Below are 22243 nucleotides of genomic sequence, written 5' to 3'. Positions count from 1 at the left end.
GCCGGTTTCCTTATCAACGGGCTTCCGGCTTTTTGGCCGGTGCGGCGTTTTGTCTTGTTTGTCGGCGGATGTTCATGGCCATGCGGCTTGACAGATCACTGGCGGTGTCACGCATGGCCGAGAGTGCTTCGCCCACGTCCCGGGCCTCCATGCCTTCAAAGGCTCTTGGCAGCTGTTCGATAAAACGCCGGTCCGGCTCAATCTTTGACTGCTGGCACAGCATGTAGGCGGCAGCGCCTGCCGTAAAATTTAAATCCTGGACGGGTCTTTGTTCGACAAGGATTGCCACCTTTGCCAGCTCCCGGGCAATGCCCCGGAACATTTCATCGGGTGTCAGGCCACGCTGTACCAGGATACATTTTTCTTTCGGGTTAAAGGCGGCGCTGTCCATGCCGTTTTGCGGATCAATCGGCTTTACCGGAACCGGCGCACCGGTGATGAGGGCTGAGATCAACAGGCGATCGTCAATTCTGCCGGTTTCCTGCGGCGGGATACGGGCCATGGTCTGGGAGATGTCATAGAGCTTCTTCACGTTGTAGGACTGGCCGATGCTCCCGTCCGGGCGCTCGTACTGGTTTCCAGGTTCAAGGATCATAATTGGATTCTTATATTCAAATTTCTTAACTAAAACACCCTGTTCCTTCCAGGTGTTGCTGTCCGCCAGCTTGGTGGCAAAGGGCTTCTGCGCCTGAATCAACAAAGCGTTTCTTGGGGAGTACAGATCAAACCGGCTCTGTACCTTCAGGTAGCTTTCAAACAGCTCTGGGTCCTGGCCGATGCGCTCAAGGGATGCATCAATCATGGCGTAGCACTTCGATTTTTCAGCTTTCTTTTTTTCGGCCCACGCTTCCTTGTCAAAAGCCTGTGGGGCCGGTGGTTCTTTGGGTTTAAAGAGATCATAGAGATCACTCATCGCATTTTTCCTCCTTGGGTTTTATTCTTAGCAATTTTTTGCTTTGGACTTTTTTTAGGCCCGGTCTTGGTATTTTTTTTGGGGGCTGTTTTTTCTGCGGTCGGGGACTTCCTTACTGCCTCCCGGGCCACCTGCGCTGCCCGGTCAGCTTTGATCTGATTGAGAGCGGCTTTCACGGACGGTTTTGGCGGTGGATCAGTAATAGCGTCTCTGTCTGGCGGCGAGGAAGGCCCGGACGGAGGGCTTGGTGCCTTCAAAGGGGTTTCCGCCGCGCTCACTTTTGGCTCCCCCGTGGCGGCTTCCTCTTTTGTACCTCTTTTTTCTGCTGGGCTGAAGAGATCTTCAACCACAGCTTCTGGGGAAGATTCTTTTTCCAGATGCTCCGTTGCTTCTCCAAAAAGATCATCGACAAGCGCCTGGGCGTTGTCTTCCTCTTTCTGGTACGCGGCTTCCTCGTCGGGATTCAACGTTTCATTGCTTCCTTTTTCCTTGCTCTGAGCTGCCAGAAGGGCTTCCCGCTCTCTTTCTAAGACCATGGCCCCGATGTCTTTGACGTTTAAGTCAAACTTCTCAACGAGCCGGTTGACCCGGCCTGCGTCCTCGGATTTGACGATCACGTCGGTGACGTCCTGCCCCATGCCGCCTGGAGCACGGACGACGGCATACAGAATGCCATATTTTTTAGCCGATGCCATAAAGGTTTCCAGATCGTCGTTTTTGACGGCAAAAACAGCGGTTGGCTTTCCGGATTTCAGCATGGTCTTCAGCCGTGTCCGTCCTTTGTTTCGGACACTGTCGTTGCTCTGAAGCAGCGCAATGATGACCATGGCCAGCCCCTTGGCACCGGAACCGGTGATCCGCAGGGCGGCTTCGATGCCTTCCATGCTCAGACGGACAATGCTCTCCGCCGCATCTCCACTAGTGTTCAATGCGTTGTACCTCCTTTTCTTTCTGTAGTTTTTTTGCTTCTGCTTTGATAGTTTTCATTTTTTCACGCACGCTTACAGCCCGTTCCTCAATACTTTCACACAGGCGCACCTCCTTTCGCAGCTTTTTGATCTGGACACTCAGCTCTGCCGCTTGGTTTAAAAGATCAGACCGCAGGGGTTCGTCTTTAACGGTCCGGAGCTGGTTGCGCAGCTTCTTCCTCGCAATGCACTGTGCCTTGATTTCCTCTTGGGTGGAGGCTTTGAAGGCTTGCAGTGCTTCCATGCTGTCCATTTTGTGATGGCATAAAAAGGTGGTTTCATCGGTTATCTGCTCCATCTTTCGGATGTCCTCCCGGTAGACAAAGTTGAGGTGGGCAGTGTCCCGCTTTTGGTTTTTTCTTTTTTCAAAAACCCCCAACCGGTAACAGTAATGCAGGTACAGGCTCCGCAGACCGCTGGTCTTTTTGGCTTTCTGAAAGCTGCCCTGGAGCTTCATCTTCTGATTAACCGATACCGGCGTGGGTTTGTGGCGTTTGATTTTTTCCTGCGCGTAAATCCGGGCTTCGATTTTCTCCAGGCTGTACTCAGGGTACTTTCGGTCAATACGGACAAAGCGCTCCTTGCCCGGCGGCTTTAAGGTAAAATACTTGGCGTTTGGTTTGAAAGTATAACCCTTCTGCCGCATCCGGTAAAAGAACTGGCGCAGGGTCACGCTTTCCTGAATCACGTTGTCAATATCCTTGATGATCAGATCGTGCCAAACCGGTTTACCGGCTTCTTTGTCCAGATAAGCTTTGTAGCTTGGCCGCCTTCCGGTCTGCGGGTCCTCAATGACGGACAGCTGGTATTCCCTGCAGAGCCGGTCCGAGGTCTCGCGCATGAGGTCGTAGGTGGCGTTACAATCGTAATACCGAAGCCCGTCTTTAAAAGAGACGGCATTGAGCACGAAATGGTTGTGAAGATGTTCCCGGTCCTGATGGGTTGCGATGATCACCTCAAAACGGTCGCCCCAGAGTGCCTTTGCCAACTCCACGCCAATCTCGTGGGCCTGCTCGGGGGTGACCTCTCCGGGAGCAAAGCTCTGATAGCCATGATAGGCCACAATGCCGCCCTCCTTGTGATATTGCTTTTTGGTCAGCTGCATTTCCTGAACGGCGGTTTCGGGCAGACAGTTGAGCCCGGTGACAAAGAAGGGCTGCTTGATTTTATCTGCCTGGGTAACGTAATCGGTGAGGGCTTCAAGGGTTTCCCCCTTTGCCGGTAATTCTGCAAAGCCTTCGTTTTCGGTTTTATCATGGTTTAAGACATAGTTGATCACATGGTCAATTCGTCCATGGACGTCCCAGATTTTGGTGGTGGCCATTTCATTTGGGCTCCAGATATTTTGCTTTGACCGCCAGCATGAACTGCCGCCATCGGGCAGCCTCCTTTTCATACCGGGGCTGATCCACAAAGCCCAGCACGTTGGCCTTGGCCGCAATCTGGTTCAGGTTGATGCCGATGGCCCGCATTTCTCCCATCACCTTATAGAAGTCTTCGTCGGGTTTTTCGCAGGGCTGTTTGCCCTCAACCAGGGCTCTGAGATATTCCGACCGGTTCATTCCGGTCTTTTTGACGTTGGCGTCCAGGCGTCTGGCTTCGGACGGGGTCATCCGAAAATGGATGTCAACGGTTCGTGTGCGCATTTGGGCTGCCTTCTTCCGCTTTCTCAATATAGTAGAGCTCACATTCCGGATCGAATTGCAGATCATAACGGCCTGCCATGTCTGCTTCCGAAAAATAGGTTGTGTAAAAGCCCATGGCTTTCCGATCATCTTCATATTTATTGCGCTTTGTAAGCTTAAAACCTTTCTTGCCCTCAGGCGGCTCTGAAAAATAGATCCGGTTACCGGTGCGTGCATACACCATGCGATCCCCCTGCGTGATCTTTGTATGCGCATGGTGATAAAAACTGATGGTCATGGTATGCCGCTTGTGATTCTCACCAATAGTGACTCTCACTTCTTCCGCCTGGGTTCTTTCAGGGTAGGCGTGGTTGCACGTTTTAAAATCCAATTCATTTTGTTTCATGAAATCATCTCCTGTTTATTCTTTCTTTTGTATCAAAGGGGGATTGGGGTCTCCCCAAACAGCGAATAGGTTTCCGCCGAAGGTGGTAACCATATTCAGTGCTGGCTAAGACCGACTCACGGGGCCCCGATCTCCCTGATAAACACGCTTTCTCAATGGTTCTTTTTATAAAAAAGATTGTATTCTTCGTAAAACACTTCATCGTGTGTGCGCTTTTGGCTTGGTTTTAATTGAAATGACTGAAAATTCATCGCCGTTTTTGACAAATTTTTCCGGGTATTTAAACTGCTCACAATACTTGTAAAGCTGTTCCGGTGTCAGGCTTTCATAGCCGCCTTTATCCCACGGCGCATGAAAAATCAGAAAGTCCCCGGCGATAACTGCCTGTAAATCATGGTCTTCGCCATAGAGCGCACGGTTTAAAGGTTGGTTGGTTCCCCGGCTCATCAGTGCCACGTTCTCCTCAAGCGGACGTGCCCTTCGGTAGTCTCTTAACAGCCTTCGCATCGTTTCCGAATCCTTGATCACGGTTCGGACCTCCGGCGGTTTACCCACCGGTACATAGAGATAGGTGATCTTCTCGCGCTGTTTTGGGCTTAATTCCGCTTCAATGGTGACATGATCGAAGGCCGTTTCATCCAGATACGCATGCCCCCACTGACACCATTTCTCCTTAATCTTTTCCCGGGCCTGCTCGGCACTTTCAGCTTCAATTTCGATTTCCTGCCGACGTGTTTCACAAACTGTAACAACATATTTTTCCATAAGTTTTCTTCCTCATTCTTTGTCTTTATCGCGAGTAATCCTTCTTCTTTTTCGGGTGTTTCTGGTCCGGCGGCATGCGCATCTCACCGTTATGCTCAAGACTTTTGGTATATTTTTTGATCTGTTCCGGGGACAAGCTTTCAAAATCCTGACCGTTCTCTGACAGGTTACAAAGGAAAAAATCACCATAGACCGTCTGTCGCGAATGGCCTTTTTCATCATAGATTGTTCGATTCGGCTCTGTTTTATCGAGTTGTTTTCTCCGGATGCCGATCATGATGGTATGGTCTTTTAAGAGATAAGAATCCACAAACCCACCCATCATTTGCTTAATGGCACGCATGCTGTTTTCAACGGTTTGGGGCTTTGGCGGCTCCCCGTTCGGCACCATTAAAATGGTGATTTCCTTGGGTTCCTGAATTTTATAAAACTCCTCAGGGTTTAATTCGGCTTCAAAGTCTAAGTCTTTATAATCCGTAAAGGAACACTCCCCGCGGTTAAACATTGCTTCTGCCATATTCTTCGCGGCTTCTTTGTCCTCTGCCTCAACCGTCACAACGGCACAGGCGAGTTCGGTGATGGTGACGTCATATTTGGGCATTTTGCTGCCTCCCTTCTTTACTAAAAAAGCCAACCGGCAAAGTGCTGTTGGCAATATCCATTTTCTAATAGGCTTTCTCCAAGCGTGCCCTATACTTCAGGCAATCGGCGTGGCCGCGGAAATAGAATGCTTCCTGCTCGATCTCTTCCATCTGATCTTCCAAAAATAAATAATGCTGGATATGTTTAAGTTCTTCACGGGACAGGGTGATTGGCGCTTCTGCTGAAAACAATTTGACCAGCGCGGGATCGTCCATCATGGCGTCATGCTCTTCTTTCATGTCCTGATATTCCGCGTTATTCTCAACTAACTTCCCAATAACATCCAGGTAAATGGCGGTCATGGGCGATGACCCTGGGAAAAATTCATCCAGGTCGACATCTTCCCAGGCTTCATCGTCTTCATCGATTTGATCTTCCGATTCCGCGAAATCATACCTTTGTCCGTTGTCTGCTGCATCGCCATGAAGGCTTGCTTCCTCGTATGGGTCCTGAAGCTTTTCAAGCTCGGCCTCACTGGCTCTTAGTGTATCCACTGGATTTTCTGCGTGATTTGGCATAATGGTAAAGTCCATCACGACCTCACAATTGGCCAGTCCATCAATGAGTTGTTTTAAAAGTTCTTCCATTTTTTGATCTCCTTTTTGAAATTGATCGGGTAATTCAATCTGAATACTACACATATTTTTCTCCTTAATTATGTTATTTCTGCGATTTTGACCGTTAATTTTGCAATTTCATCCATAAAAGCCCAAGGGCATCACCTCCTTTCCAAGGCATGAAAAAAGCAGCATTTCACCGTGAATGACTGCTGACAACAAGTGATCTGTTTTTATTTTTCTACCATTTTATAAAGCCCCTCATTAACAAAAAACATAAACAGGCTGCTCATAAAAGTAAAATTTCTTAAATCTTTTTCCTAACGCGCTCTCTCCTGCTTCCGGACCAGCCGTGTTTCCTCAGGGTCCGGCTCTGAATCCATGACAGCAATATCCTTACTGTCCGCGGACAGCAGGGCATTGAGCTCAAACAGCCGGGCGGATTTTCCCTTGAGTTCCTGCTCCTTTGTAAAGGGCTTCGCCACTTCCATTTTCGCCTTTGCGAGCTGCGTCTTCGTGTTTTCCAGTTCTTCTTTCTTTGCAATAAGCGTTGTCTCGACGCCCTTGATGGCGTTGTTGATGCGCGCGATATTCCCTTCGGGGTTGGTGCCCAGGGTGACGGAATGCTTCAGCTTATGGCCGATTTTCAGTTTAAATTCCTGAGAAAAGGCATTGTAGTGCAGGGTCATAGGCCATTCTAAATAGGTGCCAATGGGCACAGGGTCGGTGTCTTTGATTCCCTGGCAAATCTGGATCAGCGCTTCACCGGCCTTTACTTTATCGGTATGGATTTTCTGACCGACGCGCATGGTGAAGGTCTCTTTGTCAAGGGGGCCCTGAGCTTTTACATGGGCAGCATCCTTTTCCAGTTGCTCAATGGTTTCCTCAAGCTGCGCAATCTCTTTGGGATATTCCTTACTGATCCGATCCTCCAGCCGGTACTTCTGACCGAGGTAGCTCTGCTTCAGGGTCTGGAGCTTGGACACTTCAATGTCCAGGTCCATCTTCTCCTTGATCAGTGGGTTACCGGTTGCCAGAGCCTTGATTTCGGCAAAGGACAGGGCAACATCATCCACGTCCTCCATGGTCCGGGCCGGGGATTTACCGGTCATGATCTGAGAGATGTATCGCTGTTTATTCTCGAGGAGCTGGAACATGTAGGCGTCAAAGGTCCCCTTGGTAATGTAGCGGACGATCTGCACGGTGGGGTTTTGGTTCCCCTGTCTAATGGAACGCCCGCCGCGCTGTTCCAGATCCCGTGGCCGCCAGGGGATATCCAGATCGTGGGAGGCGATGATCAAATCCTGTTGGGTAGGCAGCCAACGCCTTGCCGTTTTTCAACGGTAGGTTTTTGAAAGCCCCCCTCCGAACCGTACGTACAGCTTTCACTGTATACGGCTCTCCGATTATTTATATGAATCATTTTCCTGCATGGACTTTGTCATGACATTTACTACACAGAATCAGTGTTTTCCGCTTCATTTTTACCATTGTCAATACCCATGAGGGCAGTGGCTTTCCGATGCGTTTGTATTTGTCATGAATATCTTTTAATCTTCTGACGTGATGCACTTCGATATTTTCTGTTGATCCGCACATTTCACAGACATTTGCATTCAGTCTGGTTATCAGCTGACAATTCGGTGGGTAATAGGTTGCATGATCAACAAGATTGATAACAGGTGTGTCGTCTCGTTTCATACTTTCATCAAAATAAGTCATTGTTTTAATGCCTTTTTTTGTCTTGTAGGAAACACCGACAACTCTTTTGGTCCCTGTTCCACTTTTGCGCGGAACATCTATACCATATTTTTTAATGACTGCTTTAACAGATTTTTTCTCCTTACGGGCTATGGTTTTGAGCAAACTTGTGTAATGTACAAACTTGAATGCATACATTCTCTTGCTGACATTTGCCGCCAGTCTGTAGTAGTAATACAGACCTCTGATTTCAGCGTTATACTGATTGATCATATCGAGTACCGGTAAATTAACTCTTGCTTTATGTGCGCATGATCTACCTTTTTCACTAAAATCTGTTATTTTTTTCTGTATTATATCTCGTGGAACAAGCAACTGTATCAGACCATTGATGCTTCGTGAAGCGGACCCATTTGTGTTTTTTGTCACTTTCGTGTTGTCCTTGGCCCGTGCAATTTCATAACCCAAAAATCTTGCTTTGCCTGTACCTAGATTTGTGATCAATGTTTTTTCCTCATTTAGATTGAGTTTTAACGTATTTAGCAAGAATTCGGATACTTCTGTCTTTATGGTTTCGGCTAATTTTTTGTTTCCAATAACGCTTATGATGAAATCATCAGCATAGCGGACATATCCTACTCTGATAAAATTCTTATCCATTGTATCGACGGACGGAATTGTCCGCATTTCTTTTAGTAACTGTTTGGCTAATTCAAAGTTCCCATGCCTTCTGGCATTGAGACGCTTACTTTCTAATTTCCGATATTCAGGGGTTGGTTTTCTGCGTTGGCCTTTTTCATATTTGGCAATCAGATCAACCATGAACAAATCAAATTCATTCATATAAATATTTGCCAGAATTGGGCTAATGATTGACCCTTGTGGTGTTCCGGAGAACGTATGGTTTGTTTGATTCAGCTCAAAATAACCAGCTTTGAGAAATCGTCTGATCAATTCGATAAAACGACCATCGTCAATTTTTTTACTTAGAATCCTTAGTAAAATTTCATGGTCAATGTTCTCAAAACATTTTGTGATGTCTCCCTCAATCATCCAAGCCGCTGATTTACACACTTTTTGTATGTGTTTCAGGGCGGTGTGTGGACTTTTTCCCGGTCTAAATCCATGAGAATTCTCACTGAATAACGGTTCGTAAATAGCTTCCAGTATCTGTCTCATTACTTCTTGTACCAATTTATCCTCAAAGCAGGGAATTCCCAATGGGCGCATTTTGCCGTTCTTTTTGGGAATGTATACTCTTCTGGTTGGTTTTGGATAATAACGTTCATTTTTGAGTAGGGTAATGAGCTTTTCAACCTTACCCATGTTAAAGCCATCAATTGTTTTGCCGTCAACGCCTTGTGTCATGTTGCCTTCTTTGGAATACATTTTTGCATAGGCATTGAGATAGAAATCCGTATTGTATAAATTGCGGTAAATCCTTGAAAATTCGAAGTCTTTATTTCGTCTGGATTTTTGATTCACCATTGATAAAATTACATTAGCTTTCTGCATTTCGCATACCTCCATTCTTTTATCAATAAATAACCTGCTGTCCTTCGCCATGTACAAGGCTTTCCCTTGCTCGGACTACTATGACAGCTCCGTTGCCATATCGGATATTCAGTGTCCTCTTTCTTGGTTTCCCTTGAAATTTATCACCCTTTTGGGCATTACACATAGCCTGAATGGCATTCCGACTTAGGCAATCTCCGTTTAGAAAACATAATACATGCGCACAACTTAGGTTTTCCGTTCGTTTCTTTAACGTGTTTACCACACGCTGAGAGGTTGTAAAAGAGTATATAGGCAACGTCCAGATACCTATATATACATCCTCTGAGAACACGTAAGTTTAGTGTGTGTTCACCTTGCACCATTAAAGCAAAGAAACTGGAATTAAGGCAGTTTAGCTTTAACCATATTGCACTTGGCCTTGCATTTCCCGCTTATAACTAAACTTCAAAACGTAAATGCTTTTCAGACGTGCTGTGTTCCTCGCTAAGCCTTTCGACCGCAAGTAAGTCTGCTGACCATATAAATTTCTCTTTAATTTATTGCCTGCTATGAGGCGGTATTATGCTATCCTTACGGACGCACGTACGTTGGTTCCGGCCCCCATTTTGGCGGTGCTGCCCAGCTCAATGCGGATGGCGCCGGTCCGCACCTTGGCAAACATGGCCTTCTTTTTGGCTTCGGTATCGGCTTCATGGATATAGGCCACTTCTACATCAGGCACACCTTTTGCCACCAGTTTCTTTTTAATATCATCATAAACATTGAATTCACTGTCCTTTTTCGGGGTCGAAAGGTCACAAAAAATGAGCTGGGTTAAGCGCTTTTCTTCATTTTCCTTCCACAGGTTGTAGGTTTCCTGAACCAGTGCGTTGACCTTGCTGCCGGGATCGTCGGGCAACAGGGGATTTAAAAGCCGCTGGTCCAGGGCCAGCTTACGACCATCGTTGGTGATGCAGAGCATGTTGTCCTCGCTCGGGTCCACCTGCCGGCTGCGCACCTTTTGGGCCCGTTCCACCAGACCTTCGAGCATTTCTTTCTGAAAGTCACTGGGCTCGGTTTCGATGACACGGTACTCGGCCTTGGGTACCGGAAGCTCCAGCATGTCGGCGGTCTGGATGTCGGCCACCTCCCTGAACAGGGTCATGAGCTCCGGCAGGTTATGGAAGCGCGCGAACCGGGTTTTCATGCGGTAGGTGCTGCCTTCGGGTGCCAGCTCCAGGGCGGTAATGGTCTCTCCGAAGGTGCTCGCCCAGGCGTCGAACATGGTCAGTTTCAGTCTTGTGAGGGTACTGTATTGTAGATAGCGCATGAGGGTGTACATTTCAACCATGCTGTTGGAAATGGGGGTACCGGTGGCAAAGATGACGCCTTTTCCGCCGGTCAGCTCGTCCATGTAGCGGGTTTTTAAGAACATGTCCGTGGACTTCTGGGCTTCGGTCTGGCTGATACCGCCGACGTTGCGCATTTTGGTATAGGCAAAGAGGTTTTTAAACTCGTCGGCTTCATCTATAAAGAGCCGGTCGACCCCCAACTCTTCAAAGGTAATGACATCGTCCTTGTCCTTTTGCCGCATCAGGGTTTCAATCTTTTTTTCAATGTTTTTCCGGCTGCTCTCAAGCTGTTTGACGGTCATACGCTCTCCCTGCTGATACTTAAGTTCCTCAAGATAGCCGAGAATCTCATCGACCTGAGCCTGGTAATAGGCGATCTGCCGTGCATTGCTCAGAGGGATTTTCTCAAACTGAGAGTGGGCAATCAAAACCCCGTCCCAATCCCCGGTGGCGATTTTGGCGCAAAAATGCCGCCGGTTCTGGCGTTCAAAATCTCTTTTGGTGGTGACTAAGAGATTCGCAGACGGATAAAGCTGCAGCCATTCAGAGGCAAACTGTCCGACGATATGGTTGGGCACCACAAACATGCTTTTCCGGCAGAGGCCCAGACGTTTTTGTTCCATTGCCGATGCAATCATGGTAAAGGTTTTGCCGCTGCCCACCACGTGGGCCAGCAGGGTGTTGCCGCCGTAAATGGTCCGGGCAACACCGTTTACCTGATGGGGTCTCAGGGTGTACTCGGGATTCATCCCATAGAATTTCAGGTGTGAGCCGTCATAGGTTCGCAGCCTTGTGGCGTTAAAATTTTCATTATAATACTTGGTTAAGCGGTCCCGGCGCCCGGCATCGGACCAAATCCAGTCCTGAAAGGCCTGCTTCATCTGCTCCTGTTTCTCAAGGGCCAGGGTGGTTTCCTTCTGATTCAGCACGGGTTTTTGATTGCCGTTGTCATCCAGCACGTAGTCGTAAACCTTGGCGTCCTTTAAGTTGAGGGTGGTTTCCAAAATCTCATAGGCGTTTTTCCGGGTGGTCCCAAAGGTTTCATGGACCAGCACACTCTCCCGGTCCAGCTTCTTTCCCTCAATGCGCCACTCCAGGTTGTGGGGAAACTGTCGGATTTTTATCTTACGCTGATAGTAGTCGGAGGTCTCAAAGGTCTCGAAGGCAAAGTCCTGGATGTCCTCCTGGGGAATCCAGGTGGTGCCTAAGCGCACCGCAATCTCGGACGCGTCCAGGTCCTGGGGCTGGACTTTTTCCAGGGCTTCAACATTGATGCCGAACTCTGGACAGGTGGCGGCGGCAAGCTTTGCGACCGAGAGCTTTTGACGCACATTGCCGCTTAAGTATTCATCGGCAGTCTGCCAGCCCTCGGCCCAATTTCCGGAAAAATCAAAGGGCCCGCTCTCCGGGGTTTTGAAAATAACGTTTCTCAGGCTTTCAACCATCTCGCGAAAGGGTGTCTCATCGAGCGGGATCAAAGGGCCTTCCGTTTCGATTTGGGGGTCAAACAGCCCAGGCTCCTGCTCGGGTGTGTAAAGTAATCCGGCCATGTAGAGCAAATCGACCTTCGCGCGCTCGGCTAAGGACACGGCCAGGGCTTCCGCTGCGGTATCGACGTGGGTGATCTCAACGCGCGGCAGAATGGTGCGCTTGGTGAACATATCCGCCTTACGGACAAAGCCGCCCATGGGGTCCAGAATTTCCAGTGAACAGAGCAGCGGGTAGCTGTGGTCATCCCGGAAAACAAGCCGGTTGGCCTGGGCATTGAGGCGGCCATAGTGCTTCACATAGGCGTCATAAACCTGGTTCAGACGCATTTGCTCAAGCGTGATGTCCTGATCCGGGTAGTCCTCCAGCTGCAGGTCAATGAGTTTTCTGGTGATCTCACGAAGGTCAATCATGCCCTGGATACGGTTTTCCGCGGTCTTGTTGGTGGTGATCCGGAGCATCTGGCTGTTTTCACGGTAGTAGATTTTGTTGTTTTTAAGGGTAAAGGAGAAGTTCCGGACGGAAAAGTCTGCCGGAATGGTCTCGGTTTCTTCCCCCTCCATGTCCTCCTCGGGGCCAAAGTTGTATTCGAAAATATCGGACGGCAGGTGGTGGATGGCTTCATGGAGCCGCTCCGCCAAACTTTCACTTTCTACGGCCTTACACCGGGTTTCAGGACCAAAGGGGCCGCTCTCAACCACCATTTTTCCCAGAATCATTTCAGGATGGTCTACGAAGTAGTCGTTCATCTCTATGCCCGCATCGTCCATATTCAATGCCGTCCAGGCTGGCAGTTCTTCTTTCTCTGGGGCTAAAAAATCGCGGCGTTTCAGAAAGAGAATATCCGCAGTCACACGAGTACCGGCATTGGCGGTAAAGGTATTGTCGGGCAGGCGGATCGCGCCCATGAGCTCTGCGCGTCTTGCGAGGTATTCCCGCACGGACGAATTTTGCTTGTCCAGGGTGCCTTTGGAGGTGATAAAGGCTACGATGCCGCCGGGTCTTACCGTATCCAATGCTTTGGCAAAAAAGTAATCGTGGATTAAAAAGTTTTCCCGATTGTACGCTGCATCATTGACTTTAAACTGTCCGTAGGGGACATTGCCGACAGCGACGTCAAAGAAGCCGTCGGGGGGCTTGAAATCCTCAAAACCGCTGTTCACAATGCTGCTGCCCGGATAAAGCTGCTTCGCAATGCCGGCGGTAAGCGGGTCCAGCTCAACACCATAGAGCTGAGAGCCTGCCATGCTTTCAGGCAGCAGGCCGAAAAAATGGCCGGTTCCACAGGCCGGGTCCAGGAGATTCCCCTGACGAAAGCCCATGCGTTCAAGGGCCTGGTACATGGCCTTGATGACCACCGGCGGCGTGTAAAAAGCCGTCAGGGTGGAGGCTCTGGCGGCTTTGTATTCTGCTTCGGTGAGAAGGGCTTTCAGTTGTTGATACTCGGTGCGCCAACTGTCTTTGGCAGAGTCAAACGCATCGGGAAGGCCGCCCCAGCCAACATATCCCGCAAGAACAGACTGTTCTTCTGGTGTAGCCAGACGCCCTTCGGCTTCGCATTGCTTCAGGGTCTTGATGGCGGCGATGTTGGCTTTGAATTTCTCTTTTGGGCCGCCGGTTCCAAGGGTATCCTCGGTAATACGGTATTGGTGTTGTTCCAAGGACGCGGTTCGAATGGCTCCATCCCGGTTCAGAGCGTTGGCGCTTTCTCGTGTTTTAACGCTTTCGATCGCCCGAGGTGCTTCGGGTCCTGCGGTCTGTGTGTCAAGGTAACGGATGACAAAAGAAAGCGGTTCATGCCGAAAAATCGGAAAGCCGCTGCTTTGATCAAACGTAATGTCCTTTAAGGATACTTCCTGACGTTCGTCGTCAATGGAAAAGATCCGGTATTCCCGCCCCTCAACCGCTATTTTCATCCCAACCGTAATCGTCTCTGCTGGCTTTTCAGCTTTGGTTCTCTCCAGATATGCCTGTTTTTCACACTCTGCTTGGTTTTGGATACGCTGAATCACTGCATCTGGCAGATCGTCCTGGTAGAATGTAACCTCCCCTTCTGGTGAAATATGCGCGATGGTCTGGTAATCGCCGTGTTCTTCCACCAGGCTGTTCCACACAGTCACCCCATTTCCAAGCAGGCCATAGCCAAGTTTATAGCCAGGGATGTCCTCGGGTATCTCGGGTAATGGTGACTGGAGGCTTTTTTCTTTTGTATCCGACTCAACGGTTTCCCCAGCCGTTTTTGGGGCCGGAGTATCTTCTGTTGCTTTGTCCGGGGTCTGCTTTACTGGCGCGGGTTGCAGAATATGGACGGACGTTTCCTTAACGCTTTGATCAAAAGCTTCCCGGTCCAACGTTTCTGTTAAAAGCGGATAGGCTTGGTTTTGCAGTTCCACCTGCTGATCGTCCATGCGAAGGATGCGGTATGCGGTTGTCCCTAAGGTGATGGCATCACCCGCCTTGAGCTCAGGTTCCTGCGCCAACAAAAAAGCAGAGGGGGTTTTCTCCTCTGCTTTTCCATCTAAAAGACGCTGCTGCTCCAAGGCGCTTGGGATGGGGCGGTAATCGTCTGTGAAACGGTTTGTACGAATCATCCGGTCAAGGCTGTCGGCCATGGATTGCCAGCTCACACGGTTTTCGGCTGTTCGGGTTTCAGACGTACCGCTCCAAAAATTCAGGGCGTCTTCCGTGGCTTCATAAAAGACGGACGCGCCTTTTTTTAAAGTCACCTCCGTCGCTTCTTTGTTGAAAATGCGGTGCAGGTAGCGGGCACGGCGCTCGGGTTCGGTCTGTTTTTCAAAAACCGCCTGAATCGTTTTTTTCGGGTCTCGCAGATGCGGGGTTGTGATCAGGATTTCTTCAAGGATCTCCTGGGATGGTATCGGTACTGGTGTTTCTTGATTTAATTGTAAATCAGTTCCTGAAGAATTTGCTCTTCCACGCGCCTCTGGATGTTGTTCACCAGTCCGGTCCATTTCATTGGATCGTTGGCTTTCAGGGTTTCGCTCACGTCCTCGGTTTCCATCATCTGGCGGGTGATCTGCACCATCCTTCTGCTGGCCGTTTCCTGTATCTCGGTTAAGTGGGCGTTGAGTTTCCCCTGGGTGAGCAGGTTCAGGTACAAGCCGTAGTGGTACTGCATCAGATAGGTCTTCCGCAGGCTCGCGTACTTGCCCTGGGGCATGGGCATTTCCTCCGGTACGGTCAGATCCGGCAGCAGGTAATCGCCCTGTTGGCTGTAGGTGATGTTCATTTTCAGCACTCCTTTCATTGAATGGTTGTTTCTCTTGTTTCTCATTGTAGGCTGGTTTTTCAAGTTTTGCAAACATACCTGGATCATTTTGTTCCTCCCGTTGCAGCCTGCGAACGGTCCTCGCAATGGCACTGAGGGCCATTGCCGTGATTTCACAGGTGGCACTGCCGATGATGTTAATCGTCTGGGGTGTGTTAAAGGCGGTGATCTCCCTGAAATCATCGGCTTCAAAAAGGGCCTCAGTATCCAGGCCGCAGCGCAGCATGAGCATGTAGGTCATGCTGTTCACCATCAGGTCCCGCAGGCGTTTGCCGAGGTTCCGGTCGTCCAGACCATCGAGGAAGCTGCCTGCCACACTTTGTTTCAGATCTTCCAGATAGTCGGTCAGATTGTCTTCACCGGCGTTGACACTGACGCTGATGATGGCCTGCATCAGGTTGTCTCGGGCTTCGAGTGTTCCGAAGGTATCCTCAAGGGTTTCAACGATGGCTGGGTGATGGGTCTCCTGGACCTGCCAGAGGGGAACGGGCCGGACACGATGCTTATTCCAGCCTTCTTTGGTATCGGAAAGGTCAAAATAGTGTTTTAGGTGGAGACGGTCACTCTGCTTGTCAAAGACGGCGATCCCCTTGCTGCCCGGCTTCACCCACCGTCCAAAGCGCCGGTTCCAGCGCTCCGTAGTGAGCACGGCGGTCACATCCGGGCGCTGGGCATGGACCAGGAGCTGCTCATCGAAGGGCAGACGAAAGTTGGTGCTGGCGGTTTTTAAAAAGGCCATCCAGTTTTCTGGGCGGGCGGTCACCTCCTGAATCGTGGCGTTGTAAAGTGCGACAACGCTTTGGTATTTCATGGCCATGGGCTTACCGCACTTTCTCCTTATCAGTGGTATCAGCGGTGTTTAAAAATTCCGGCACTTCTGGAAAACCCTCGGCGTCCACGTAAAAAGCCTGAACTTTTTCTTCCCGATGGGTGACAAGAATATCGCCCATGCACAAAGGGTGCATCTTATCCTGGAATGGTCGGTCGTTTCGGTTGAGAAATTTGTACAGGTCGAGCAGTTCGGTCACCGGCGCTAACATGCCCTGGTAGCACAAAACATAATCTTCCCGTTTAAACCGGGTAAGGAATTGATTAAGGGGTCCAAAGCCATAATCGGTGTTCTGCCGGTCTGGAATCTGGTAGACTTCATAATAGTCCAGCACATCGGAAGGCCCAGGGGTTTCGGGCCGGTAAAGGTTCCCCAAACGGGCCATTTGTCTAGCAAAGTCAATGGGGTGCCAAACGGTATCCCGCAGCTTAAAGTGTCTGCGGTCGATGAAGTAACAGGGATAAGTCACCGGACAGCCGGTCATGGGGATAATGGTGATGCTTTCACCGTCGGGAATTTCAAACAGATCCAATGCGTGGATGTCAACAAACGAGATCATGTGGTGATGGATTGGATTGATTTTCTTCATTGTTTTCTTCCCCTTTATCTGTCGTTAAATTTTGTAGTGCTGTCCCCTTTTGCTCAGGCTCTGAACCGGAAGCTAAAAAGGTCACCACGCGGTTGGCCTTTACGCTTTTAATGAGTCCATTCAGCACGGCCATATCATTCCTGTTCACAATTTCAAGTTTGATAATATCGTCGAGGGTCATCCCGGCAATGGCTTTTTCGGTGTCGTACCCGGCGTCGATCAGGCGCGTTAAAATCCGGAGTCCTCTTGTGTTTTTTGCCATGGTATCACCTCTCAAAATCCTTGTGTTTACTTTTTTTGAATCGACCATTTTCTTGTGGTGTACTCGAACAATACTCAGACTTTTCGTTGTTTGAACCGGTGCCATTGTCTCCGATAACGGGCTCAGCCAGGGTCATTCTCTCTTTTTTATAGTCGAGTTCCTCAATAACCCGTGCGCACAAATCTCTGATGGCTTTGTCCTGATCATTATAATAGTGTCCATAATAATAGTAATCATTTTGGCCGCATTTCCAGGTGACAAAGGGCTGCGGGGCTTTCGGATTATAGCCCAAAACAAAGGCATGATCTGGATCGACCTGTATGCGGTCTGTGATCACATAGCCTTGATTGATTTCGTCTTTCACTGTTAATTCCTCCTTTTTTCTTTTGTAACACGTTATTTTTTCATGTCTTCGATCAGAATAAAGTTGCCGCTCAGGTCATACCGGTTGGGGTCCGCGGCTGGCCGCTCCCAGCCTAAAAGCATTCCGCCGAGCATGGCTTCTCTCTGGGCTTTGGTGATGCCCATCACCGTATTGGCACGCTCTGCGATCAGACGGTTCATTGCCCGGTCGGGAGTGGAGAGCTCGGTTTTTTCATAGGTGAGCGCCCCTTTCCGTATCCGGACAATCTCGCCGGTTGAAAACAAGGTGGTATAGCAAAAATCGGGCAATGTCGTTTTCGCTTTCATCATCGTGCCTCTCCTTTTCGGTTTTGTTCTTTCTTTTGTCTTTGTTTGATCTGCTCGAGGTTTTGCTTTGCCCATTCCGGCAGACATTCGGGCTTCACGACGCCCTGGACGTCATCACGTTCAAAGCGGGTTTCTTCCTGGCCGTAGAGCTTTTTGACAAAGACGGCGTTCCCCCGGGTATTGCCACGGGCTCCGAAACCGCCAACTACATAGCCCAGCTGATTCGCAGCGTGTTGGCACTCTGGCCGCAAAACTTCTGGCTTGATGGCAATGACTTTTCCCTCAATTTTCTCAGCCGGATCATCTGGGTAGCACATCTCCGGGGTAATCACCTCCATGGGGACCGTGATCTGACTCAGGGTTTCCCGGGCTTGTTCGATCTGCGCTTGCACACGCGTGGTAAATACGTCCATCATGTCCAGATAGGAGCCGGTTTCGATTTCTGAATACCTTGCGTAAAAGAGAATGATCTGCCGATTGGCGCACAGGTACTGGTCGGGCCCATAATCACCAGGCTTCTCCCCGAAAACAATGGTTTTATCACCGATATGCAGCTCTTTTGTGATCTCATAATCACCGCATTTCATTTTTTCATCATCCATCACAAGCCTCCTTTTTTCTTTTGTAACGGCAAAAGCGGCATTTCTGCCGCTTTGGTTTTACCTTGCCGATTGCTTCTGCCGTTCGCGCTTTTGGTAAAGCTCTAAAGCTTTCACAATGGTTTCTTCGATTTTCTTTTCGGGTGTCCCCTTGGGAAAGAATTTGCTGATCCGCTCCTTGGGAATTTTGATTTTCTCCACCTGGTTTGGTTTCTCTTCCTGCAAAATGGAAAGCATGACGGCTTCACTCAGCTTATTTTCCTGAGAAAACTGCTTGATTTTTGTTGCCTGAGCCAGTGATGGCGTACAATCCTCATACTGCATGGCATCCAGGAGTTTTGCCTGTTCGTCTCTGTTTAAATAAGAGAGTTCAACGGCTGGACGGAATGCGATTTTGTTTTCATCAACGAGGTCTAAAAGTGGTTCGATGAGTTCTGTCAGGCGGATAAAACGATGTATTTGTCTAGCACTATCAGGCATTTCCATACTTAATTCATTGACGCTTACCGACTTCTCGCCCAATGGGCGAGAAGTTAAATCTGGCCTTTTCCCTTGCCTTTTCATGGCTTCGAGTTTCATCTTATAGGCAAACGCTTTTTCAGATGGAAGTATTTTCTCCCTTTGCAGGTTGCTGTCAATCATAATGATGATGGCCTCATCATCCGAAAGATGCCGAACAATACAGGGGATTTCTTTCATCCCGGCTAACCGGCTTGCGCACTTTCTCCGGTGTCCGGCCACCATCTCATAGCGGCCATCCGCTTTCTGCCGAACCAGTGCGGGCACCAAAACGCCGTACTCCCTGATGCTCTCAGCCATTTCTATCATGGCTTCATCCTCCTTAATTTTGAATGGATGGTTTGAAAAATCCTCAATCTGGTCGATCGGGATTTCTTGTACCTTTTCACGGTTTGCGTCTAGCCGCTCCTCTTCGGTGGTAAACAGCTCATCGACACTGGGCAGATCGAGCTTGAGTTCTTTGCTTTTCGGCATTTAATAACACCTCCTTTGTGAATGCTTCGTAGGCTTTGGCGACTTTGCTGCCCTTGGCATGGGTGTAGATGCTTTTTCCCTCCGCGCTGGTTTCAGCGGCGGCGATGGCAAAGGGGATGACGTTCCGGTATATTTTCAAAGCACTGCCGTACTGCTCTCTTATGGTTTCGGCGACGGTTTTGGTCATGTTGGTGCGGACATCGGCCATGGTCAGTATAATCCCTTCAATCTCCAGTGACGGGTTAATCTGACGCTTGATTTTTCCAATGGTTTTAACGAGTTCTGTCATCCCTTTAGCGGACAGAAATTGGGCTTGGACGGGGATTATCGTACCATCGGCAGCGGCTAAGGCGTTGATGGTGATCATCCCAAGGCTTGGGGCGGTGTCAATCAAGATGTAGTCATAATCCTGTTTTAAATCCTGTATGACGCGTTTCAGGACATACTCCCGGCTCATGGTGGTCACCAAGGACATTTCCATGGCTGAGAGCTCAAGGTCTGCGGGTAGGAGGTCGATGCCTTCCGGGTGATGTAATATGGCTTCTTTTGTGTGAATGGGTTCGTCCATGATGGCCTCTTTCATTAAAGTCGCCAATGTAATATTTAATTGCTCAGGGTCACGCCAGCCCAGGGAAATGGTCAAATCGCTTTGGGCATCTGAATCAATTGCCAGAACTTTCTTCCCTTGATTTACCAGGCCAATACCCAGGTTGACGGTTGTGTTGGTCTTAGCAACGTTATGTGAAGCTTCACATAACGTCGGTAATGAAAAGAAAGTTATTATGGAAAGTTGATTACTAATATTCATATAATCTCCTTCAATTGTATTGATTAACTTTACATAATCCTCCAGAATAAATTTATAAAATAAAATTTATGGAGGTTTTTAAATGGAACAACAAAGATTGCCCATTCAAGAATTGGTTGAAAAGGCGCGAGAATGGCTCGCAAATGCACAGTATGCTCAGAGTACCTGTCGTTATTTTAAGAGTGTAACGAATCAATTGCTTCAGTATGCTCAACAACAGAACATTCATTATTTTGACACAGATGTTGGAACGGGCTTCTTGAAAGAACACTATGGAATTCTTTTGGAATATCCCTTGAGTGAAAAGGCACTGCCACCAATTCGATGTATGCAAAAACTCGCTGAAATTCAAATGACGGGAACCGTTATGACTCGAGGTAGAAAGAGAAGGTTCTATCAATTTCCTGCGTGTTTTAAAGAAATCGCTGAATCTTTTATTCAGGAACGGCAGCGTATTGGGATTATTGCCACAAGTATTCAGGTAAGCCAACTTTATTTAGAACGTTATTTTAACTATTTAACGGGGCAAAACATTGATAGGATCACAGACATTTCGGTTGTAGATATTCATGGCTTTACGAAGAGTCTTTTAGGTTTTAGTAAACAAACAAGGGCTGCAATGCTTCGTACGGTACGTTTTTTTATGAAGCATTGTTATGAGCAGCATTATCATCCATACGATTTATCAGAACAGGTTCCGCGTATTCATTACGACAAGTCTTCAACCATTCCATCAAGCTATTCAAAGCAGGAAGTTGAACGCATTTTATCATCTGTTGATCGTGGCAGCCCTCTGGGAAAGCGCGATTACGCCATACTCCTGTTATTAACGCGCCTCGGAATTCGAAGTGGAGATATCCAAAATTTAAAATTTGAAAATCTTGACTGGGAAAATGAAAAGATCTATTTTGTACAACATAAAACAAAGAATCCCATTAGTCTGCCACTTTTGGAAGATGTTGGACAAGCGATCATTGATTATTTAAAATATGGCCGTCCAGTCTGTGATGCTTCCAATGTCTTTGTAAGACATCAACCGCCAATACGCGTGTTCAGTTCAAGAAACATGTATGCCTTAGTCCATCGTTATATGCTAAAATCAGGGATTAATATCGAAAAACGAAAAAGCGGACCGCATGCGCTTCGACATAGTTTGGCCAGTCGGCTTTTAGAAAACAAAATGCCTCTTCCAATTATTTCTGAAATTCTTGGGCATGCAGACAGCAATACAACCATGATTTATTTAAAAATCGATATCGAGCAACTCAGACAGTGTGCATTGGAGGTGGTACGATGATCACTCAGCATAAACGTCCAGAACTTAATGGCATTTTAGGTGAACAGGCTGCGGCGTTCATCGATTATAAACGTGCCCAGGGATATAAGTACAGTAGTGAAGAAAAGGTTCTTTCCCGACTGTGTCATTTTGCTGAAACGTGGAAACTTTTAGAAATTGCATTACCGAAAGCGTTTGTTGAAGCATGGATCAAACCACGTCCGGAAGAAGCGGCTAAAAGCCGCGCTCATCGAATAAGTTGTATTCGCCAATTTGGGCAATATCTTAAAGATCTGGGCTTTGAGGTTTATCACTTACCACCTCAAAAGGAGAATTTGAAAAAAGATTTTACGCCTTATATTTTTACACACCAGGAAATCACAAACTTGTTAAAGGCTGTCGATGAAACATCTCCTTGTGAGCAATCCAGAGATATGCACTTAGCATTACCTGTGATTTTTCGAATACTCTATGGCTGTGGTCTTCGTGTTTCAGAAGTTTTAAAACTTCGGCTTCAGGACGTCAATCTGACCGATGGTGTATTGACGATCCGGGATGCAAAATTTGGAAAAGATCGTTACATCCCAATGGCGGCATCCGTTACGGATGCCTGTATTGCATACAGCAAAAATATCTTGTGGCAACGCGATAATGATTTTTTCTTTATGGCGCCAGACCGGACGATGATTAGTCCAAACACCATTTATCAGCGCTTTCGACGCTATTTAGAAGTGGCAGGTATTTCTCATGGTGGTAAAAATCACGGACCGCGTCTACACGATTTAAGACACACCTTTTCGGTTCATGTGCTTCAGAAATGGATTAAGAATGGTAATGACTTAATGGCACTGCTTCCCATCTTATCGACATATCTTGGGCATAAATCTTTAGGTGCAACCTCCGATTACCTGCGATTAACCGCGGAAGTATACCCTGATGTGATAAAGACGGTCGAAAAGACCTGTAGCACCGTCATTCCAAGTGGTGATTAATG

Annotated in this window: 23 protein-coding genes; 4 read left to right on the top strand and 19 right to left on the bottom strand. The window is 48.2% G+C overall.

Features of this window, described 5'->3' with window-relative positions; all coding sequences use genetic code 11:
- Window positions 1–13: 13 nt before the first annotated feature.
- The 12 genes from DW091_RS07520 to DW091_RS07465 form a co-directional block, all read right to left on the bottom strand.
- The gene (locus DW091_RS07520) at window positions 14–913 is read right to left on the bottom strand and encodes a hypothetical protein (RefSeq protein ID WP_118517838.1); all 900 of its coding nucleotides are present in this window, start codon (window positions 911–913) and stop codon (window positions 14–16) included.
- Window positions 910–1842, bottom strand: coding sequence for a PcfB family protein (locus DW091_RS07515; protein ID WP_118517837.1), 933 nt, complete (start codon window positions 1840–1842; stop codon window positions 910–912). Before DW091_RS07515 ends, DW091_RS07520 begins: the two co-directional genes overlap by 4 nt.
- A complete protein-coding gene (locus tag DW091_RS07510; protein WP_158577853.1) occupies window positions 1832–3205 on the bottom strand; it encodes a relaxase/mobilization nuclease domain-containing protein in 1374 nt (457 codons plus the stop codon). Before DW091_RS07510 ends, DW091_RS07515 begins: the two co-directional genes overlap by 11 nt.
- Window position 3206: 1 nt before the next feature.
- Window positions 3207–3527 (bottom strand): plasmid mobilization relaxosome protein MobC, encoded by a 321-nt coding sequence (locus DW091_RS07505; protein WP_118517835.1) that lies wholly within the window; start codon window positions 3525–3527, stop codon window positions 3207–3209.
- A complete protein-coding gene (locus tag DW091_RS07500) occupies window positions 3508–3912 on the bottom strand; it encodes a hypothetical protein (RefSeq protein WP_118517834.1) in 405 nt (134 codons plus the stop codon). Before DW091_RS07500 ends, DW091_RS07505 begins: the two co-directional genes overlap by 20 nt.
- A 198-nt stretch (window positions 3913–4110) precedes the next feature.
- Complete coding sequence (locus DW091_RS07495) at window positions 4111–4677, bottom strand: DUF3846 domain-containing protein (RefSeq protein ID WP_118517833.1); 567 nt, start codon at window positions 4675–4677, stop codon at window positions 4111–4113.
- A gap of 25 nt (window positions 4678–4702) precedes the next feature.
- The gene (locus DW091_RS07490) at window positions 4703–5278 is read right to left on the bottom strand and encodes a DUF3846 domain-containing protein (RefSeq protein ID WP_118517852.1); all 576 of its coding nucleotides are present in this window, start codon (window positions 5276–5278) and stop codon (window positions 4703–4705) included.
- Between the two features lie 64 nt (window positions 5279–5342).
- Window positions 5343–5906 carry a hypothetical protein gene (locus DW091_RS07485; protein WP_118517832.1) on the bottom strand — a complete coding sequence of 188 codons (564 nt, stop codon included), beginning with the start codon at window positions 5904–5906 and terminating at the stop codon, window positions 5343–5345.
- Window positions 5907–6196: 290 nt separating this feature from the next.
- Window positions 6197–7177, bottom strand: coding sequence for a hypothetical protein (locus DW091_RS07480; RefSeq protein ID WP_118517831.1), 981 nt, complete (start codon window positions 7175–7177; stop codon window positions 6197–6199).
- Between the two features lie 118 nt (window positions 7178–7295).
- Window positions 7296–9143, bottom strand: a complete 1848-nt coding sequence (gene ltrA / locus DW091_RS07475) for a group II intron reverse transcriptase/maturase (protein ID WP_224168762.1) — start codon at window positions 9141–9143, stop codon at window positions 7296–7298.
- A 511-nt stretch (window positions 9144–9654) separates the two neighbouring features.
- Window positions 9655–13830 (bottom strand): N-6 DNA methylase, encoded by a 4176-nt coding sequence (locus DW091_RS07470; RefSeq protein WP_224168763.1) that lies wholly within the window; start codon window positions 13828–13830, stop codon window positions 9655–9657.
- Window positions 13831–14813: 983 nt separating this feature from the next.
- The gene (locus DW091_RS07465) at window positions 14814–15095 is read right to left on the bottom strand and encodes a TnpV protein (protein ID WP_243092195.1); all 282 of its coding nucleotides are present in this window, start codon (window positions 15093–15095) and stop codon (window positions 14814–14816) included.
- A gap of 61 nt (window positions 15096–15156) precedes the next feature.
- Between DW091_RS07465 and DW091_RS07460 the strand changes: the two genes are divergently transcribed.
- Together DW091_RS07460 and DW091_RS07455 are read left to right on the top strand one after the other, a co-directional pair.
- Window positions 15157–15753, top strand: coding sequence for a hypothetical protein (locus tag DW091_RS07460; protein ID WP_118517827.1), 597 nt, complete (start codon window positions 15157–15159; stop codon window positions 15751–15753).
- Complete coding sequence (locus tag DW091_RS07455; protein ID WP_118517826.1) at window positions 15754–15933, top strand: hypothetical protein; 180 nt, start codon at window positions 15754–15756, stop codon at window positions 15931–15933.
- A gap of 91 nt (window positions 15934–16024) precedes the next feature.
- Here the strand turns inward: DW091_RS07455 and DW091_RS07450 are convergent, their stop codons facing one another.
- The 7 genes from DW091_RS07450 to DW091_RS07420 are packed head-to-tail and all read right to left on the bottom strand — an operon-like array spanning window position 16025 to window position 19973.
- Entirely contained in the window at window positions 16025–16621 is a 597-nt protein-coding gene (locus tag DW091_RS07450) for a YodL domain-containing protein (protein ID WP_118517825.1), read from the bottom strand.
- Window positions 16575–16883 carry a hypothetical protein gene (locus DW091_RS07445; RefSeq protein ID WP_187368461.1) on the bottom strand — a complete coding sequence of 103 codons (309 nt, stop codon included), beginning with the start codon at window positions 16881–16883 and terminating at the stop codon, window positions 16575–16577. The genes DW091_RS07450 and DW091_RS07445 overlap by 47 nt, the downstream gene beginning before the upstream one ends.
- Before the next feature lie 4 nt (window positions 16884–16887).
- Window positions 16888–17247: a hypothetical protein gene (locus DW091_RS07440; RefSeq protein ID WP_118517824.1), complete on the bottom strand. Its 360-nt coding sequence runs from the start codon at window positions 17245–17247 to the stop codon at window positions 16888–16890.
- 32 nt (window positions 17248–17279) lie between these two features.
- Entirely contained in the window at window positions 17280–17576 is a 297-nt protein-coding gene (locus tag DW091_RS07435; protein WP_118517823.1) for a hypothetical protein, read from the bottom strand.
- Window positions 17573–18175: a hypothetical protein gene (locus DW091_RS07430; RefSeq protein WP_118517822.1), complete on the bottom strand. Its 603-nt coding sequence runs from the start codon at window positions 18173–18175 to the stop codon at window positions 17573–17575. Before DW091_RS07430 ends, DW091_RS07435 begins: the two co-directional genes overlap by 4 nt.
- A gap of 57 nt (window positions 18176–18232) precedes the next feature.
- Window positions 18233–19165, bottom strand: coding sequence for a ParB/RepB/Spo0J family partition protein (locus DW091_RS07425; RefSeq protein WP_118517821.1), 933 nt, complete (start codon window positions 19163–19165; stop codon window positions 18233–18235).
- Entirely contained in the window at window positions 19119–19973 is an 855-nt protein-coding gene (locus tag DW091_RS07420; protein ID WP_118517820.1) for a ParA family protein, read from the bottom strand. Before DW091_RS07420 ends, DW091_RS07425 begins: the two co-directional genes overlap by 47 nt.
- A gap of 82 nt (window positions 19974–20055) precedes the next feature.
- Here DW091_RS07420 and DW091_RS07415 point away from each other — a divergent pair, with 82 nt between their 5' ends.
- Both DW091_RS07415 and DW091_RS07410 read left to right on the top strand, forming a co-directional pair.
- Window positions 20056–21270: a site-specific integrase gene (locus DW091_RS07415; protein WP_118517819.1), complete on the top strand. Its 1215-nt coding sequence runs from the start codon at window positions 20056–20058 to the stop codon at window positions 21268–21270.
- Window positions 21267–22241: a tyrosine-type recombinase/integrase gene (locus tag DW091_RS07410; protein WP_118517818.1), complete on the top strand. Its 975-nt coding sequence runs from the start codon at window positions 21267–21269 to the stop codon at window positions 22239–22241. Before DW091_RS07415 ends, DW091_RS07410 begins: the two co-directional genes overlap by 4 nt.
- Window positions 22242–22243: the final 2 nt, after the last annotated feature.

The organism is Eubacterium sp. AM05-23, from assembly GCF_003477535.1.
In the GTDB taxonomy this organism is placed as follows: domain Bacteria; phylum Bacillota; class Clostridia; order Eubacteriales; family Eubacteriaceae; genus Eubacterium; species Eubacterium maltosivorans.
This window is presented reverse-complemented; position numbering and strand designations above follow the sequence as displayed.

Coding starts and splice junctions, on each gene's coding strand:
- DW091_RS07520 (WP_118517838.1), bottom strand. CDS start 913: ATGAGTGATCTCTATGATCTCTTTAAACCCAAAGAACCACCGGCCCCA.
- DW091_RS07510 (WP_158577853.1), bottom strand. CDS start 3,205: ATGGCCACCACCAAAATCTGGGACGTCCATGGACGAATTGACCATGTG.
- DW091_RS07505 (WP_118517835.1), bottom strand. CDS start 3,527: ATGCGCACACGAACCGTTGACATCCATTTTCGGATGACCCCGTCCGAA.
- DW091_RS07500 (WP_118517834.1), bottom strand. CDS start 3,912: ATGAAACAAAATGAATTGGATTTTAAAACGTGCAACCACGCCTACCCT.
- DW091_RS07495 (WP_118517833.1), bottom strand. CDS start 4,677: ATGGAAAAATATGTTGTTACAGTTTGTGAAACACGTCGGCAGGAAATC.
- DW091_RS07490 (WP_118517852.1), bottom strand. CDS start 5,278: ATGCCCAAATATGACGTCACCATCACCGAACTCGCCTGTGCCGTTGTG.
- DW091_RS07485 (WP_118517832.1), bottom strand. CDS start 5,906: ATGGAAGAACTTTTAAAACAACTCATTGATGGACTGGCCAATTGTGAG.
- ltrA (WP_224168762.1), bottom strand. CDS start 9,143: ATGGCGAAGGACAGCAGGTTATTTATTGATAAAAGAATGGAGGTATGC.
- DW091_RS07470 (WP_224168763.1), bottom strand. CDS start 13,830: ATGAAAATAGCGGTTGAGGGGCGGGAATACCGGATCTTTTCCATTGAC.
- DW091_RS07465 (WP_243092195.1), bottom strand. CDS start 15,095: ATGCCCCAGGGCAAGTACGCGAGCCTGCGGAAGACCTATCTGATGCAG.
- DW091_RS07460 (WP_118517827.1), top strand. CDS start 15,157: ATGTTCATTTTCAGCACTCCTTTCATTGAATGGTTGTTTCTCTTGTTT.
- DW091_RS07450 (WP_118517825.1), bottom strand. CDS start 16,621: ATGAAGAAAATCAATCCAATCCATCACCACATGATCTCGTTTGTTGAC.
- DW091_RS07445 (WP_187368461.1), bottom strand. CDS start 16,883: ATGGCAAAAAACACAAGAGGACTCCGGATTTTAACGCGCCTGATCGAC.
- DW091_RS07435 (WP_118517823.1), bottom strand. CDS start 17,576: ATGATGAAAGCGAAAACGACATTGCCCGATTTTTGCTATACCACCTTG.
- DW091_RS07430 (WP_118517822.1), bottom strand. CDS start 18,175: ATGGATGATGAAAAAATGAAATGCGGTGATTATGAGATCACAAAAGAG.
- DW091_RS07425 (WP_118517821.1), bottom strand. CDS start 19,165: ATGCCGAAAAGCAAAGAACTCAAGCTCGATCTGCCCAGTGTCGATGAG.
- DW091_RS07420 (WP_118517820.1), bottom strand. CDS start 19,973: ATGAATATTAGTAATCAACTTTCCATAATAACTTTCTTTTCATTACCG.
- DW091_RS07415 (WP_118517819.1), top strand. CDS start 20,056: ATGGAACAACAAAGATTGCCCATTCAAGAATTGGTTGAAAAGGCGCGA.
- DW091_RS07410 (WP_118517818.1), top strand. CDS start 21,267: ATGATCACTCAGCATAAACGTCCAGAACTTAATGGCATTTTAGGTGAA.